The 15,775-nt window shown below is 71.4% G+C and carries 18 protein-coding genes; 12 read left to right on the forward strand and 6 right to left on the reverse strand.

Annotated features, from left to right (window positions below; genetic code table 11):
* Window positions 1-96: 96 nt before the first annotated feature.
* The 3 genes from modB to ACK4YQ_RS01880 are packed head-to-tail and all read right to left on the reverse strand — an operon-like array spanning window position 97 to window position 2,080.
* On the reverse strand, window positions 97-795 hold the full coding sequence (modB, locus tag ACK4YQ_RS01870) for a molybdate ABC transporter permease subunit (protein WP_409607699.1): 699 nt from the start codon (window positions 793-795) through the stop codon (window positions 97-99).
* A complete protein-coding gene (locus ACK4YQ_RS01875; RefSeq protein ID WP_409607701.1) occupies window positions 795-1,688 on the reverse strand; it encodes a bifunctional precorrin-2 dehydrogenase/sirohydrochlorin ferrochelatase in 894 nt (297 codons plus the stop codon). Before ACK4YQ_RS01875 ends, modB begins: the two co-directional genes overlap by 1 nt.
* Window positions 1,689-1,732: 44 nt before the next feature.
* Window positions 1,733-2,080, reverse strand: coding sequence for a c-type cytochrome (locus ACK4YQ_RS01880; protein WP_409607703.1), 348 nt, complete (start codon window positions 2,078-2,080; stop codon window positions 1,733-1,735).
* A gap of 124 nt (window positions 2,081-2,204) precedes the next feature.
* On the opposite strand from ACK4YQ_RS01880, the gene ACK4YQ_RS01885 reads away from it, so the two are divergent.
* From ACK4YQ_RS01885 to ACK4YQ_RS01925, 9 genes are all read left to right on the forward strand, one after another.
* Window positions 2,205-2,690, forward strand: a complete 486-nt coding sequence (locus tag ACK4YQ_RS01885) for a (2Fe-2S)-binding protein (RefSeq protein ID WP_409607705.1) — start codon at window positions 2,205-2,207, stop codon at window positions 2,688-2,690.
* A 14-nt stretch (window positions 2,691-2,704) separates the two neighbouring features.
* A complete protein-coding gene (locus ACK4YQ_RS01890) occupies window positions 2,705-4,888 on the forward strand; it encodes a molybdopterin cofactor-binding domain-containing protein (RefSeq protein WP_409607707.1) in 2,184 nt (727 codons plus the stop codon).
* Window positions 4,889-4,892: 4 nt separating this feature from the next.
* The gene (locus ACK4YQ_RS01895; RefSeq protein WP_409607709.1) at window positions 4,893-5,660 is read left to right on the forward strand and encodes a crotonase/enoyl-CoA hydratase family protein; all 768 of its coding nucleotides are present in this window, start codon (window positions 4,893-4,895) and stop codon (window positions 5,658-5,660) included.
* A gap of 140 nt (window positions 5,661-5,800) precedes the next feature.
* Window positions 5,801-7,141, forward strand: coding sequence for an acyl-CoA dehydrogenase family protein (locus ACK4YQ_RS01900; RefSeq protein ID WP_409607711.1), 1,341 nt, complete (start codon window positions 5,801-5,803; stop codon window positions 7,139-7,141).
* Between the two features lie 173 nt (window positions 7,142-7,314).
* The gene (locus ACK4YQ_RS01905; protein ID WP_409607713.1) at window positions 7,315-9,081 is read left to right on the forward strand and encodes a class I adenylate-forming enzyme family protein; all 1,767 of its coding nucleotides are present in this window, start codon (window positions 7,315-7,317) and stop codon (window positions 9,079-9,081) included.
* Window positions 9,078-9,677: an NADPH-dependent FMN reductase gene (locus tag ACK4YQ_RS01910; RefSeq protein WP_409607715.1), complete on the forward strand. Its 600-nt coding sequence runs from the start codon at window positions 9,078-9,080 to the stop codon at window positions 9,675-9,677. Before ACK4YQ_RS01905 ends, ACK4YQ_RS01910 begins: the two co-directional genes overlap by 4 nt.
* On the forward strand, window positions 9,674-10,837 hold the full coding sequence (ribB, locus tag ACK4YQ_RS01915; protein ID WP_409607717.1) for a 3,4-dihydroxy-2-butanone-4-phosphate synthase: 1,164 nt from the start codon (window positions 9,674-9,676) through the stop codon (window positions 10,835-10,837). Before ACK4YQ_RS01910 ends, ribB begins: the two co-directional genes overlap by 4 nt.
* A 37-nt stretch (window positions 10,838-10,874) precedes the next feature.
* A complete protein-coding gene (locus ACK4YQ_RS01920) occupies window positions 10,875-11,597 on the forward strand; it encodes a DUF72 domain-containing protein (protein WP_409607719.1) in 723 nt (240 codons plus the stop codon).
* 104 nt (window positions 11,598-11,701) lie between these two features.
* Window positions 11,702-12,367, forward strand: coding sequence for a DUF1013 domain-containing protein (locus ACK4YQ_RS01925; RefSeq protein WP_409607721.1), 666 nt, complete (start codon window positions 11,702-11,704; stop codon window positions 12,365-12,367).
* A 60-nt stretch (window positions 12,368-12,427) separates the two neighbouring features.
* Here the strand turns inward: ACK4YQ_RS01925 and ACK4YQ_RS01930 are convergent, their stop codons facing one another.
* Complete coding sequence (locus ACK4YQ_RS01930) at window positions 12,428-12,601, reverse strand: YdcH family protein (protein WP_409607723.1); 174 nt, start codon at window positions 12,599-12,601, stop codon at window positions 12,428-12,430.
* Window positions 12,602-12,730: 129 nt separating this feature from the next.
* Between ACK4YQ_RS01930 and ACK4YQ_RS01935 the strand changes: the two genes are divergently transcribed.
* The 3 genes from ACK4YQ_RS01935 to ACK4YQ_RS01945 all read left to right on the forward strand — a co-directional run bounded on the left by ACK4YQ_RS01935 (window position 12,731) and on the right by ACK4YQ_RS01945 (window position 14,068).
* Window positions 12,731-13,330, forward strand: a complete 600-nt coding sequence (locus ACK4YQ_RS01935) for a UbiX family flavin prenyltransferase (protein WP_409607725.1) — start codon at window positions 12,731-12,733, stop codon at window positions 13,328-13,330.
* A complete protein-coding gene (locus ACK4YQ_RS01940; protein ID WP_409607727.1) occupies window positions 13,331-13,768 on the forward strand; it encodes a TIGR02444 family protein in 438 nt (145 codons plus the stop codon).
* 78 nt (window positions 13,769-13,846) lie between these two features.
* Complete coding sequence (locus ACK4YQ_RS01945; RefSeq protein WP_409607729.1) at window positions 13,847-14,068, forward strand: YdcH family protein; 222 nt, start codon at window positions 13,847-13,849, stop codon at window positions 14,066-14,068.
* 22 nt (window positions 14,069-14,090) lie between these two features.
* On the opposite strand, the gene ACK4YQ_RS01950 is transcribed toward ACK4YQ_RS01945, so the two are convergent.
* Window positions 14,091-14,798, reverse strand: coding sequence for a cytidylyltransferase domain-containing protein (locus tag ACK4YQ_RS01950; RefSeq protein WP_409607731.1), 708 nt, complete (start codon window positions 14,796-14,798; stop codon window positions 14,091-14,093).
* Window positions 14,799-14,838: 40 nt separating this feature from the next.
* Window positions 14,839-15,717 (reverse strand): bifunctional regulator KidO, encoded by an 879-nt coding sequence (locus tag ACK4YQ_RS01955; protein WP_409607733.1) that lies wholly within the window; start codon window positions 15,715-15,717, stop codon window positions 14,839-14,841.
* Window positions 15,718-15,775: the final 58 nt, after the last annotated feature.

Genomic DNA, 15,775 nt, shown 5'->3' on the forward strand with positions numbered 1-15,775 from the left:
TGTCCGCCGCGCTCGCCGCCCCCCGCCCCCCCGGGGCCTCCTTCCCGGGCGCGGACACCCGCCGGCCCGGCGCCATCCGGATGGCGCCCCGCTAGGTCAGTCCGCCCGCCCGCGGGCGGCGCGCACGGCCAGCCGCCCGACGGCGTCCGAGACCAGCACGGCCGCGACCGCCAGGGTCGCGGCCACCAGGCACAGCGCCGCGGCCCTGGCCTCGCCGCCGGGGGACTGGACGGCCGCATAGATGGCCGAAGGCAGGGTCAGGGTCTCGCCCGGGATCGCGGCCACGAAGGTGATGGTCGCGCCGAACTCGCCCAGCGCCTTGGCGAAGCCCAGGATCGCCCCGGCGGCCACCCCCGGCGCGGCGAGCGGCAAGGTGACGCGGATGAACCGCATCAGCGGCGGTGCGCCCAAGGTCAGGGCGGCCTCGACCACCTCGCGGTCGATCGCCTCGATCGCCAGCCGCATGGGCCGCACCATCAGCGGAAAGGCCATGATCGCGGCGGCGAGGGCCGCGCCGGTCCAGTCGAAGGCGAAGACGATCCCCGCCTTCTCCAGCAGCGCCCCGAGCGGGCCGCGCCGGCCGAACAGCAGCAGCAGAACATAGCCGGTCGCCACCGGCGGCAGCACCAGCGGCAGGGTGACGAGAGCGTCCAGCGCCACCCGCACCCCGTAGCGTCCCCGCGCCTGGGCCAGCGCCGTGAGGAGGGCGACCGGCGCGCTCGCGATCGTCGCGGCCGCCGCCACCTTCAGCGACAGCAGGACGGCGGCGAGGTCTTCCGGCCGAAGGCTCTCCATCAGGCCACGGCCGCCGGCGGGACCTCGACGCAGACGCCCGCGGCGGCCAGGGCCCGAAGCTCGGCCGCGTCCGCCGGCGCGGTGACCACCCGCACGGCCGTGCGCCCGGCCCGCGCCAGGGCGATCAGCGCCTCGGCCGTGGCCTCGGCGGCCTCCAGGCGCTCGGCGTCGCGCCGGGCGAGGGCCAGGATCGCGGGGTCCGCATCCGGGTCGGCGATCAGGAGGTCGGCGGCGGCGAGCGCGCGCACCGCCCGCAGGGTCAGGAGATCGGCCGGACCCCGCCCGGCCACATACACCACCCGTCCGGCGCCGGCCGCGCCCTGCGCCAGCGCCGCGCGCAGCAGTTCGGCCGCCGTCTCCGTGTCTCCCGCCATGGCCGCCTCGGCCACGGGCCCGCTCAGCTGGCTCCGCAGGAACGCGCGGCGTTGGGCGAGGTCCGGCAGGGCGGCGCGCACCTCGTCCTGCAGGCGACGGAACAGCGCCGCCACGCGTCCCGCGCCCTCCGGCACCCGCGTTTCGATGTCATGGCGAAGCAGGGTCGCCAGCATCGGCGACGCGCCGCCGGTGCCGATGGCGGCCACCACCTCGCCGCGGTCGATCACCGCCGGCGTGGTGAAGTCGCAGGCGGCCGGCCGATCGACCACGTTCACCGGCACGTGCGCAGCGCGCGCGGCGCGGGCGGCGGCCTGGGCGAACAGGTCGTCGTCGCTGGCGACGAAGGCGAGGACGGCGCCGGCGTAGGTCCCCGGCAGGAAGGCGGCGGGGCCTTCGACGCGCTCGACCCGCGCCGGCGAGCCGTCGAACAGCCGCGCCTTGGCCTCGGCGGCCTCGCCGGAACCGGCGATCACCACCCTTCGCCCGGCGAGGGGGAAGTATGCGGGAAAGGCGTCCACGGGCGCCTAGCGTCCCAGAAGCCCAAGCGGCGCGGGACCGCCGCTCACTTCAGCGTCCGAACATAGTCGACGAGAGCCGCCCGGCTGGCGGCGTCCGGAACAGCCGTGAGCATTCGGGTTCCGGGCGCGAACCCGGCGGGCTTGGCCAGGTAGGCGTCGAGATTCTCGGCCGACCAGGTCCCCGTCTTCGCCTTCAGTCCCTTTGAATAGGCGTAGTCCGACCGCCCCGCGATCTTGGCTCCGAAGACGCCGCTCAGCGTCGGCCCCATCGGCGTGCTCTTGGCGCCGTGGCAGGACTTGCACTGCAGGGCGAAGAGCTTGGCTCCATCCGCGGCCGCAGCAGGCGCGGCGCAGGCCAGGACGGCGGCGAGGGCGAACAGCAGGGTACGCATCGGTGACTCCCTTCGGGCTGCAAACCCTAGCCCGTGACGGGCTGGACCGCCACTCCGGCTCAGGTTAGGTTCGCGAGCTGAACGCTGTTCAGATCCAATCTCAAATCGCTGGAGGGCTGCGCCAATGGCCACGACTCTCGACGTCAACGGCAAGTCGGTGGCTGTCAACGCCGCGCCGGACACGCCGCTTCTTTGGGTCCTGCGCGATGAGCTCGGCCTGACGGGAACCAAGTACGGCTGCGGCATCGCCCAGTGCGGCGCCTGTACGGTGCTCGCCGACGGCCAGCCGATCCGCTCGTGCTCGGCCACCCTGGAGATGGTCTCCGCAGCCAAGATCACGACCATCGAGAGCCTGGGCGGCCAGCATCCGCTGCAGCAGGCCTGGGTGAAGCTCGACGTGCCCCAGTGCGGCTACTGCCAGTCGGGCCAGATCATGTCGGCCGCCGCGCTGCTGCAGGCCAATCCAAGCCCCAGCGACGAGGACATCGACGCGGCGATGGACGGCAACATCTGCCGCTGCGGGACCTATCAGCGCATTCGCGCGGCCATCAAGGAGGCCGCCTCCGCCGCGACCACCCCCGCCACGACCGCCCCCACTACGGCCGCCTGATCGGAGGACCACCCATGAATGCTCCGGTGAACCCTTCCCGGATCGGCGCCACCCGCCGCGACGTGGTGGTCGGCGCGACGCTGGCCGGCGGCGCCCTCTTGGTCGGCTGCTCGCCCGCCGACATGCTGAGCCTCGGCGCCAACGACGACTTCGGCGCCTTCGGCCCGTTCGTGAAGATCGGCGACGACGGCGCGGTGACCGTGGTCTCCAAGCACATCGAGTTCGGCCAGGGCAACCACGCCGGGCTCGCGGCGATCGTCGCCGAGGAGCTCGACGCGGACTGGACGAAGGTCAAGGTCGAACAGGCAGCCGCCAACGCCAAGGTCTACGGCAACACCCTGATGGGGGTTCAGGGCACGGGCGGCTCCACGGCCATCGCCAACTCCTGGGACCAGCTGCGCAAGGCCGGCGCCGCAGCCCGCGCCATGTTCGTCCAGGCCGCCGCCGCCAAGTGGAACGTCCCCGCCGGCGAGATCACGGTGAAGGACAGCGTCGTCAGCCATGCGGCCTCCGGGCGGTCGGCCGGGTTCGGCGAGCTGCTGGCCGAGGCGGCCCAGGTCGCCCCGCCCGAATCCCCGGCCCTGAAGGAGCCGAAGAACTTCACCCTGATCGGCACCGACCGGGTCCGCCGCAAGGACGCCCAGGCCAAGAGCGACGGCACGGCCCGCTTCACCCAGGACGTCACCGCGCCGGACCTGCTGATCGCCATGGTCGCCCATGCGCCGCGGTTCGGCGCCAAGGTGGCCTCGTTCGATGCGGCGGCGGCCAAGGCGGTCCCCGGCGTCGTCGAGGTGGTGGAGATCCCGAGCGGCGTGGCCGTGGTGGCCAAGAACACCTGGGCCGCGCACAAGGGGCGCGAGGCCCTGAAGGTGACCTGGGACGAGGACAAGGCCGAAAAGCGCGGCTCCGACCAGATCCTGGCCATGTACAAGGACCTCGTCGCCGGCAAGGGCCTGAACGACAAGCTGAAGTGGGAAGCCTTCGAGACCAGGGGGACGGTCGACGAGACGGCCACGGGCCCGCAGGTGTTCGAGGCGGCCTACGACTTCCCCTTCCTGGCTCACGCCGCGATGGAGCCGATGAACTGCGTGGCCCAGGTCAAGGGGAACAAGGCCAAGCTGACCTTCGGCTCGCAGATTCCCACGGTCGACCAGCTCAACACCGCCAAGATCGTGCTGAACCTGCCCGGCGCGGTGGAGATCGAGACCCTGTTCGCCGGCGGGTCCTTCGGGCGCCGGGCGAACTTCCAGTCCGACTACGTGGTGGAGTGCGTGCACATCGCCAAGAAGGCGGGCAAGGGCCGGCCGGTGAAGCTGGTGTGGACCCGCGAGGACGACATGCGGGCCGGCTACTTCCGGCCCATCGCCCACCATGCGGTGCGCATCGTCACCGACGCCGAGGGCTACCCGACAAGCTGGCGGCACCGCATCGTCACCCAGTCGCTGATGAAGGGCTCGCCCATGCCGCAGAAGGGCCTGGACGAGACCGCCGTCGAGGGGACCAAGGGCTCGCCCTACCTCAAGGCCACGGCCAACGTCGACGCCCAGGCGATCCTGCCCGACACCGGCGTGCCGGTTCTGTGGTGGCGCTCGGTGGGGGCGACCCACACCGCCTTTGTGATGGAACACACCATCGACCAGCTCGCCCGCAAGGCCGGCAAGGACCCGGTGGAGTACCGCCGCGCCCTCTACGCCAAGGCCGGCGCCAACCGGCATCTGGCGGTGCTGGACCTGGCGGCCGAGAAGGCCGGTTGGACCACGCCCGCCCCCGAGGGCTGGACCCGCGGCGTTGCGGTGCACGAGAGCTTCGGCTCGGTGGTGGCGCAGGTCGCCGAGGTCAAGATCCAGGACGGCGAGCCCCGGGTCGGCCGCGTGGTCACCGCCATCGACTGCGGCGTCGCCATTTCGCCCGACCAGATCGCGGCGCAGATGGAGGGCGGGACCTGCTACGGCCTGTCGGCTGCGCTCTTCGGCGCCATCACCCTGAAGGACGGGGCGGTCGAGCAGGCCAACTTCGACACCTACCGCGTCCTGCGCCAGAGCGAAGCGCCGACCGTGGAGACCTACATCGTCGCCTCCGGCAATCCGCCGAGCGGCGTGGGCGAGCCCGGCACGCCCGTGATCGGGCCGGCCGTGGCCAATGCGCTGCTGGCGATCGACGGCAAGCCGACGAACGCCCTGCCCTTCGTCAGGATCTAGGGCGGTGTCGTCCGTCAGCGTCGAGACGCGAGGGCGGACCGCGGTCGTCACCATCGAACGGCCGGAGCGCCGCAACGCCGTCGATGGTCCGACGGCCCGGGCGCTCTACGACGCCTTCAAGGCGTTCGACGCCGCCCCGGACGTCGATGTCGCCGTCCTGCAGGGCCGCGGCGGGGCGTTCTGCGCCGGCGCCGATCTGCATGCGGTGAGCCAGGAGCAGGGCAATCCGTTCATCGCCACCGGCGACCTCGGCCCGATGGGCTGCACGCGGCTGGAGCTGTCCAAGCCGGTGATCGCCGCCGTCGAGGGCCACGCCGTGGCGGGCGGCCTGGAGATCGCCTGCTGGTGCGACCTGCGCGTCGCCGCAGAGGATGCGGTGTTCGGCGTCTTCTGCCGCCGGTTCGGCGTGCCGCTGATCGACATGGGCGCGGTTCGCCTGCCGCGCCTGGTCGGCCAGTCGCGGGCGATGGACATGATCCTCACCGGCCGCCCGGTGGGCGCCGCCGAGGCGCACGCCATGGGCCTGGCCAACCGCGTCGTCCCCCCGGGCCAGGCGCTCGAAGCGGCCCTCGAGCTGGCCGCCCGGCTCAGCGCCTTTCCCCAGACCTGCCTGCGCAACGACCGCGCCCTGGCGCTGGCCCAATGGTCGCTGGAGCACGACGCGGTCCTGGCCCTGGAGCACCGCCTGGGCACGCAGACCCTGCGGTCCGGCGAGGCCCAGGCCGGCGCCGCCCGCTTCAGCCAGGGCGAAGGCCGCCACGGCCGTTTCTGAGACGTCCCCCGATCGGCGCCGTTGCGTCAGGCGAACAGACGTTTGATACTCGCGGCGGAATGCGTCCGGCGGCGTTTTCGGCGGGCGCGCGCATACCGACTTTTCGAATTTTTGGCCGGCGACTGACGCGGGAGGATTGAATGGCTTGGGATTTTGAGACCGATCCGGAGTTCCAGAAGAAGCTCGACTGGATCGAGGACTTCATGCGCGAGGAGGTGGAGCCCCTCTCCCACCTGGGCATGATCGCCCACGGCTCGCTGGGCCGCGAAAAGCTGATCAAGCCGCTGCAGGACAAGGTGAAGGCCCAGGGCCTTTGGGCCTGCCATCTGGGGCCGGAACTCGGCGGCCAGGGCTACGGCCAACTGAAGCTCGCCCTGATGAACGAGAAGCTCGGCCGCAACAGTCTCGCCCCCACCGTCTTCGGCTGCCAGGCGCCGGACACGGGGAACGCCGAGATCATCGCCCACTACGGCACCGAGGCGCAGAAGGAGAAGTGGCTTTGGCCGCTGCTGAACGGCGAGATCCGCTCGGCCTTCTCCATGTCCGAACCGACCGGCGGCTCCGACCCGCTGACCTTCAAGACCCACGCGGTCAGGGACGGCGACGACTGGATCATCAACGGCGAGAAGTGGTTCTCCACCAACGCCCGCTACTCCAAGCTGCTGGTCGTCTATGCGATCACCGATCCGGACGCCAAGGATCCCTACCGGCGCACCTCGATCTTCCTGGTGCCCACCGACACTCCCGGGGTCGAGATCATCCGCAACGTCGGCGTCGGCGGCGGCGGCGAGATCGGCGGCGGCAACGAGGGCTATGTGCGCTACAACAACGTGCGCGTCGGGCCCGAGGCGCTCCTCGGCGACCGCGGCCAGGCCTTCGTCATCGCCCAGGTGCGCCTGGGCGGCGGACGCGTGCACCACGCCATGCGCACGGTCGGGGCCTGCAGGCACGCCCTGGACCTGATGTGCCGCCGGGCGGTCTCGCGCACCACCCGCGACGGGCGGCTCTCCGACCTTCAGATGGTCCAGGAGCAGATCGCCGACAGCTGGATCGCGCTGGAGCAGTTCCGCCTGCTCGTGCTTCGCACCGCCTGGCTGATCGACAAGCACAAGGACTACAACAAGGTCCGCAAGGACATCGCCGCCATCAAGGTGGCCATGCCCAAGGTCTATCACGACATCGCCACCAAGGCCGCGCACCTGCACGGCGCGCTCGGCGTCTCCAACGAGATGCCGTTCATGCACATGGTGACGTCCAGCCTGGTCATGGGCATCGCCGACGGCCCGACCGAGGTGCACAAGGTCACGGTGGCCAAGCAGGTGCTGAAGGACTACCGCCCCGACAACGACCTCTTCCCCAGCTACCACATCCCCAAGCTGCGCGAGGACGCCCAGGAGCGCTACGCCAAGGAGCTCGACGAGCTCAAGGCCGCCTACGCCGAGCAGCGCGGCGCCGGCCGCCGCGAGAAGGCCGAGGCCTAGTCCACATTCGGGGTCGGGCGAAAGCGCCCGGCCCCGAATCCCCGACATCGGCGCGCCCATCCTGCCGCCCCCCGGGCCGGCGGATTTGCTTTCCCCTGCGCGGTAGGGACCATTATCTCAGTGCGGCCACGGTCGCGCCTTTCGCTCAGACGCATTCTCGAGACCTCATAAGCATGTCCCAGGCTTCTCCTTCCGCCGCCCCCTGGCCCGTGATGACCATCGCCGAGGCTCACGCCCGGCTCACCGCGCCGGGCCAGCGCTTCGAGATGGAGGAGAAGACCATCCGGGGCGTGACGACGCGGGTCTGGAAGAACGCCCCGCCCACCCTGCGCGACGTCTTCCTCAACGGCCGCGCCTTCCAGGACCGCGAGTTCGTGGTCTACGAGGACGACCGCGCGACCTACGAGGGCTTCGCCCGCGCGACCATCGCCCTGGCCCGCCAGCTCCAGGCGGACGGCGTGCGGAAGGGCGACCGGGTGGCGGTCGTCATGCGCAACCTGCCCGAATGGCCGGTCGCCTTCTTCGCCGGCGTGCTCTGCGGCGCCATCGTCACCCCGTTGAACGGCTGGTGGACCGGGCCGGAGCTGGAATACGGCCTGGCCGACTCCGGAACCAAGGTCGCCCTCGTGGACGACGAGCGGCTCGAGCGGATCGCCCCTCACCTCGCCGCCTGCCCGGCCCTGGAGAAGGTCTACGTCTGCCGCCACGCCGGCGCGGTCCCGGGCGAGCGCGTCCATCGCCTGGAGGACGTGATCGGGCCGGTGAACGCCTGGGGCGGGCTGCCCGACCAACCCCTGCCCGGGGTGGCGATCGACCCGGACGACGACGCCACCATCTTCTACACCTCGGGCACCACCGGCCGGCCCAAGGGCGCCCTGGGCACGCACCGCAACATGACGTCCAACATCATGGCCAGCGGCATCGCCGCCACGCGCAACTTCCTGCGCCGGGGCGAGCCGCCGCCGGAGTCCGATCCGCACAAGCTGCCCCAGCGCGTCACCCTGCTCGTGGTGCCGATGTTCCACGCCACCGGCTGTTCGGCCACGCTGTCGCCGGCGATCAACGGCGGCGGCAAGCTGGTGCTGATGCGGCGCTTCGAGGCCGAGGAGGCCATGCGCCTGATCGAGCGCGAGAAGGTCACCGCCACCGGCGGGGTGCCCACCATCGCCTGGCAGATCATCGAGCATCCGGCCCGGGCGAACCATGACCTGTCCAGCCTGCAGCAGGTCACCTACGGCGGCGCCCCGTCCGCGCCCGAACTGGTGCGGCGCATCGTCGAGGTCTTCCCCGCCAGCCTGCCCGGCAACGGCTGGGGCATGACCGAGACCACCGCCACCTTCACCTCGCACCTGGGACGCGACTACGAGGCCCGCCCCGACAGCGCCGGCCCCGCCGCGCCGGTCGGCGAGATGCAGATCCGCGATCCGGCCGACCCCGCCGTCGTCCTGCCGGCCGGCGCAGTCGGCGAACTGTGGGTCAAGGGCCCGCAGGTGGTGCGCGGCTACTGGAACAAGCCCGAGGCCACCGCCCAGACCTTCGTCGACGGCTGGCTGCGCACCGGCGACCTCGCCCGTCTGGACGAGGAGGGATTCCTGTTCATCATCGACCGGGCCAAGGACATGCTGATCCGCGGCGGGGAAAACATCTACTGCGTCGAGGTGGAGAACGTGCTCTACGAACACCCCGACGTGATGGACGCGGCCCTCGTCGGCCGGGCGCACAAGACCTTGGGGGAGGAGCCTGTGGCGGTGGTGCACCTGAAGCCCGGCGGAACCGCCACGGCGGGGGACCTGCGGGCCTTCGTCCGCGAGCGGCTGGCCGCCTTCAAGGTTCCCGTGGACGTGATCTTCTGGCCCGAGACCCTGCCGCGCAACGCCAACGGCAAGATCCTGAAGACCGAACTGAAGACGGCGGTGCAGCCGGCGGCGGTGGAGGCGTGAGCGCCCCTCGCGAGCGCCCCCTGATCGTCGGCCTTGGGGGCACCATCCGCGCCGGGTCCTCGACCGAGAAGGCCCTGACGGTGGCCCTGCGCGCGGCCGAGGCCGGCGGCGCGGAGACCCGCCTGCTGGGCGGGGAGTTCCTGGCCAGCCTGCCGATCTTCGACCCTCGGCCAGGCGAGCCCACCCCCGCGCAGCGCGATCTGGCCGAAGCGATCCGCGCCGCCGACGGCGTGATCATCGCCAGCCCCGGCTACCACGGCTCGGTCAGCGGCGTGATCAAGAACGCCCTGGACACCCTGGAGCTCACCCGCAGCGACCCTGCGCCCTATTTCCAGGGCAAGGCGGTCGGCTGCATCATCTCCGCCGACGGCTGGCAAGCCGCCGGAACCACTTTGACGGCGCTGCGCGCGATCATACATGCCTTGCGTGGCTGGCCGACGCCGTTCGGCGCGGCCCTCAACGCCGGGGCGGCCCTGTTCGACGAACGGGGCGAGTGCCTCGACGCCAAGGACGCCTGGCAACTGGCCACGGTGGCCCAGCAGGTGATGGAGTTCGCGAGAATGCGGCAGGCCCTGAACACGCGAGCAGCGACATGAAGACCCCCTATCTGGTCCAACCCGGCGCCGAGCCCGCCAAGGCCGCGGCCCAGGAATCCCTGTCCTCGGCGATCAGTCCGATCGAGGACATCATCGAGGACGCGCGCAACGGCCGGCCCTACATCCTGGTCGACGCCGAGGACCGGGAGAACGAGGGCGACGTCATCATCCCGGCCCAGTTCGCCACCCCCGACCAGATCAACTTCATGGCCAAGCACGCCCGCGGCCTGATCTGCCTGTCGATCACCGGCGAGCGTGCGCGCCAGCTGCGCCTGCCGCCGATGGCCGCGGACAACCAGTCCGGCCACGGCACCGCCTTCACCGTTTCCATCGAAGCGCGCGAGGGGGTCACCACCGGAATCTCGGCCCATGACCGGGCTCACACCATCGCCGTGGCGATCGACCCGACCAAGGGCCCCGACGACATCGTCGCGCCGGGCCACGTCTTCCCTCTGGTGGCCAAGGACGGCGGCGTGCTGGTCCGGGCCGGACACACCGAGGCGGCCGTGGACATCAGCCGCATGGCGGGGCTGAACCCCGCCGGGGTGATCTGCGAGATCATGAAGGACGACGGCTCCATGGCGCGCCTGCCGGACCTCGTCGCCTTCGCCCAGCTCCACGGCCTGAAGATCGGCACCATCGCCGACCTGATCGCCTATCGCCGGCGCACCGAGCGCCAGGTCGAGCGCGTGCTGGAGACGCCGTTCGATTCCGCCTACGGCGGCCGCTTCCGGATGGTGATCTACCGCAACATCCTGGACGGCACCGAGCACGTGGTGCTGACCAAGGGCAAGATCGACCCGGACAAGGCCACCCTGGTCCGCATGCACCGCGTCGACTTCGCCGCCGACATGCTGGGCCACGTCGAGGCCCGCCGCGACTACGTGCCCCGGGCGCTCAAGGCGATCGCCGAGTACGAAGGCGCGGGGGTGGCGGTGTTCATCCGCGACTCCAATCCGGCCTGGCTGTCCGAACGCTACGGACACAGCCAGTCCCCCGAGGACCGCGGCGCCAGCATCCTGCGCGACTACGGCATCGGCGCGCAGATCCTGCTCGATCTCGGCGTGCGCGACATGGTGCTGCTGACCTCGTCCAAGACCGTGCTGCCGGGCTCCGGCGGCTATGGCCTGAAGATCGTCGCCCACCGCAGCTTCGACTGAAACGGAACCAGTCCCGGGCGCGCCGACTCACCCGTCCATGACGGCGCTGCGCATCGGCTGCTCGGGCTGGACCTATGACGACTGGGCCGGCTCCTTCTATCCGGAAGGGGTCCGCGCCAAGGACCGCCTCGCCTGGTACGCCAGCCGCTTCGACACCACCGAGGTGAACGGCAGCTTCTATCGCCTGCCCAGCGAGAAGACCGTGGCCGCCTGGGCCGAGGCGGCGCCGGCCGGGTTCCTGTTCGCCTGGAAGGTCTCCCGCTTCATCACCCACAACAAGAAGCTCAGGGACTGCGAGGACAGCGTCGAGCTGGTGTTCGGCCGAATGAGCGGGCTCGGCGAGGCCGAGGGCCCGGCCCTCATCCAGCTCCCCCCGAGCCTGCGCCGCGACGACGAGCGGCTGGAGGCCTTCCTGAAGCTGCTGCCGGCGCGGGTTCGCCGCACCGTCGAATTCCGCCATCCCAGCTGGTACGACCCGGCGGTCTTCGACCTGCTTGGCCGCCACGGCGCGGCCCTGTGCATCTCCGACCATCACGCCGCCCCCTCGCCCTGGGAAACGACGGCGGACTTCGTCTATGTGCGCCTGCACGGGCCCGGCGGCCGCTATCACGGCCGCTACCCGCAGGGGGATCTCTCCGCCCTTTCCGAGCGCATCACCAGCTGGCGGCGGGGCCGGCGCGACGTCTACTGCTACTTCGACAACGACATGAAGGCCGCCGCGCCCCACGACGCCCAGGCGCTCCTGGAGCTCTGCGCCTGATCGGACGATTGTCGTTTTCTTGCAGGCGGAACAGGCCTATATCAAACGTCAATACCCTCGCGCCCGGCCGAAAGGTCGGGCGCCGTCATTTCGAGAGCCTGCCCATGACCGAGATCCTGATGCCGAAGGCGACCGCCGTCTGGCTCGTGGACAACACCTCGCTCACCTTCGAGCAGATCGCCGACTTCTGCGGCCTGCACCCGCTGGAAGTGAAGGGGATCGCCGACGGCGAGGTGGCGCGCGACATCCGCGGCGCCGATCCGATCGCCAACGGACAGCTCGCCCGCGAGGAGCTGGACGCCGCCCAGGCCAACTCCTCCTATCGCATGAAGGCCCAGAAGAGCCGCCACGCCGAGCTGCTCAAGCCGGTCAAGAAGGCGCCGCGCTACACGCCCGTCTCGCGCCGGCAGGACCGGCCGGACGCGATCGCCTGGTTCCTGCGCAATCACCCCGAAGTGCAGGACAGCCAGATCGCGCGCCTCCTCGGCACCACCAAGGCCACCATCGACCAGGTGCGCAACCGCACGCACTGGAACTCGGCCAACATCAAGCCGGTGGACCCGGTCACCCTCGGCCTCGCCACCCAGCTCGAGCTGGACGCGGTCGTCCGCAAGGCGGCCGACAAGAAGGCCAAGGACGACGCCCGCCGGGGCGTGACCGAGCCCGAGGGCCCGACGCTGCGCGCGGCCGGCGACTACGAGGAACCCTTGTCGGCCGAGCCGGCGCCCGAGGAGCCCGTCTTCGAGGACGAAGGCTACACGGACGACTGACCGGCACGAGCGCCTGCGATGCAAAAGGCCCGCGAACGCGGGCCTTTTTTCATCCGTGGATCAGTGGAGTCTGGCGCGGAGGGTTTCCATTTCCTCCTTGAGCTTCAGCTTCTGTCGCTTGAGCTCCTTCAGTCTGACGTCGTCGGCGGCCGGTCGTGTCATCTCTTCGTGGATCGCGTCTTCCAGGGCGCTGTGGCGCGAGCCGAGTTCGCGGATCCGAGCTTCAACGGCCATCGGTTAAGCCTCCTTCTTTGAACGTCTATTGCAAAGTGAACACCCGCTGGCTGACGCTGTCAGATCACATATGTTTGCAGCGGGCGGTGGTTGATCGGCGCCTGCAGCGCAGGCGCGGGAAAGGCTCAGATGGCGAAATCCGAACGGCCTAGGCTGGTGGTCGGCCTCTCCGGCGCCTCCGGCGTGGTCTATGGCCTGCGGGTGCTGGACGCCTGCCGGGAGCTCGGCGTGGAGACCCATCTGGTCCTCACCCGCGCCGCGGCCCTGACCCTTAGCCAGGAGACGGCGCTTTCCCTCGCCGAGGTGACGGCGCGGGCCGACGTGGCGCACAGGCCCGGCGACGTGGGCGCGTCCATCGCCTCCGGCTCCTTCCCGACCCTCGGCATGATCGTCGCGCCCTGCTCGGTGCGCACCATGAGCGAGATCGCCACCGGCGTGACCTCCTCGCTCATCACCCGCGCGGCCGACGTCACCCTCAAGGAGCGCCGCCCCCTGGTGCTGATGGTGCGCGAGACCCCGCTGCACCTCGGTCACCTGCGCACCATGGTCCGGCTGGCCGAAATGGGCGCCGTGATCGCCCCGCCCCTGCCGGCGTTCTACGCCAAGCCCGCCAGCCTCGAGGAGATGGTGGACCAGTCCGTCGGCCGCGCGCTCGACCTGTTCGGCCTCTCGTGGGACGCCGTGCGGCGCTGGGGGCGCGACGTGGGCCCGCTCGCCGGCGAGGCGTGAATGGCGATCTGGGACTGGGCCCTCGCCGTCTACGCGCGCCCTGGCGTTCCGGAGGCCTGCCTCAAGCTGCAGGACCTGCACGGCCAGAACACCTCGCTGCTGCTCTGGGCGGCGTACGCCGGGGCCCAGGACGAGGCGATCCTCGCCCGCGCCTGCGCGATCGCCCGCACCTGGGACCAGACGGCCCTGCTGCCGCTGCGGGCCGTGCGCCGGGGGCTGAAGCCGCCGCTGCCGCCGGTCGACGACCGCGCCCGCGAGGGGCTGCGCGACGACGTCAAGGCCGCCGAACTGCGGGCCGAGCGGGTTCTGCTGGAGACTCTCGAATTGCTGGGGACCGGCGGCGCCGACGCGGTGAGCGCCCTTCGCGCGGCCAGCGCCGCCTGGGGCCCGCGCGCCCCGGACGCGGCCCTTGTCGAGCTCGCCCGGGCGCTTGGCTGAGCCGCCGCCAACGGCCGCTTGCCGCAGGGTGCAGCTTTGCGCATCATCCGCCCAGTTGGCTCGGGCGGGCGGGATTGCATGAACGATCATCTCGATGGCGGCGACGCCGAGGCGGCGCTTCGCGCCAGGCTCGCCGACCTGATCCAGCAGCACGGGGACCTGGACGTCGCGGTCAACGCCATCGCCCAGTCGGCCATGCCCGACATGCTGGTGATCGGCCGCCTCAAGCGCAAGAAGCTCGCCTTGAAGGACGAGATCACCCGCCTGCAGGACATGCTCACCCCGGACATCATCGCCTGAGGGCGCCGTCGCGGCGCCGGACCTAGGCCGCCCAGCGCGCCAGGTCCTGCCGGTTCTGCAGCACGTCCAGCACATCGCGCATGCCGAACGCCGGATCGGCTGGATGGAGGGCGTCGTAGACCGCGCGCGCGAAGGCGAAGTCCGCCGGCGTCTTCACCCGCCAGTCCAGCGCCGACCAGTCCCGGCCCGCCCGGAAGTGGGCCTGGTCGAACAGGTCCGGCCGACGGCGCACCAGGCCGAAGGGCGAGGTCGTGCGCGCCTCCTCCGGCTCGGCCTTGGCGGCGGCGGCGAAGAGGATGCGCGCGGCCGCGACCTCCACCTCCAGCCCCTTGGGAAAGCTCGGGCGCACGCGGTTGGAGACGTAGGCGGCGCGGGAATTCAGGGCCAGGCGGACGCACTCGTCGATCAGTCCGGCGTCGATGAACGGAGAATCGCCCTTCAGCCGCACCACGTGGCTGACCGGCCCGGCGGCCTCGACGCAGCGCAGGAAGCGTTCGGAGAGATTTTCCGAGGCGCCGCGGAACACGGTCTGACCGCGGGCGAGCAGGAAGGCGGCCAGGGGATCGTCCACCGGCTCGGCGCTGGTGGCGACGATCACCTTGGCGAGGCAGCGGGCCTGGCGGATGCGTTCCACCTGCCGCCAGATCATCGGCTCCCCCCGCAGCGGCGCCATCGCCTTTCCCGGAAGCCGCGGCGAGGTCATGCGGGCCTGGAGGATGGCGAGGATCATGGCGGGGGCTCCTTCTGAGCGGCCCGGAGGGGGAGCCGCTCTAGGCGGCGGCCCAGCTCCGGGGATCGAGGGCCACCGGATCGTCCAGGGCCATTTCGTCCCAGTCGAGGTCGGGCGGCGGGCTGGAGGCGGCGGCGATCACCGCCGACAGCTCGGCGGCCGAGGTCACGCCGACCAGCACGGCGGCGGCCTCCGGACGGGACAGGGCGAAGCCCAGAGCGGCCTGCAGCGGATCGCTCCGCCCCTCGGCGATCAGGCGCCTGGCCCGCGACAGGCGCCCGGCGGCGCCCTTCAGCTGGTTCGGAATGCGGTCCGGCGGCAGGAACAGGAGGCCGTTCAGGAAGATGGAGCGCAGATGCACCTCCACGCCCATCTCGCACAGGGCCGCCAGGGTGCCGTCCACCAGGAGGCGCTGGTCGAGCAGGCTGGCCGGCGCCTGGACCACGTCGGGCCGGAAGCGGCGGGCCACGCCCACCGGATCGTCCGACGCGTAGAGCGACACGCCGATGCGCCGGCACAGGCCCTGGTCGCGCATCATCTGCAGGCGGGTCCAGAGCGCCAGGCCGTGCGGGCCGAACAGGTCGCTGGCCGAGGGCACGAAGATCACGTCGACCTGGTCCAGGTTCAGGCGGCGCAGGGCGGCGCGGGCCTCGGCCTCCACGACCTCCGGGCCCTTGTCGGGGCGGACGGTGGAGATGGAGACGCGGAACGGGTTGGGCCTGGGCGCCACCTGGCCGAGGATCGTCTCGGCCTGCGGCGAGCGGCCGGCGACGTCGAACACCGGCAGGCGCGAGCGGGCGGCGATCTCCAGGATGTCCCGCACCTCCGCCTGGGGCGGCCGGCCGCGGGCCGTCCCATGGACCTGGTCCAGGGGGAACTGGCCGGAGCCCAATCCGAGCTTATCTAGGGGAGAGGTCATGCGGTCTGGAGACGCTCTTACTGAACCTGACGGCGGCCATCCTGACGAAGATGCCTAA

The organism is Phenylobacterium sp., from assembly GCF_046291545.1.
Taxonomy (GTDB): Bacteria; Pseudomonadota; Alphaproteobacteria; order Caulobacterales; family Caulobacteraceae; genus Phenylobacterium.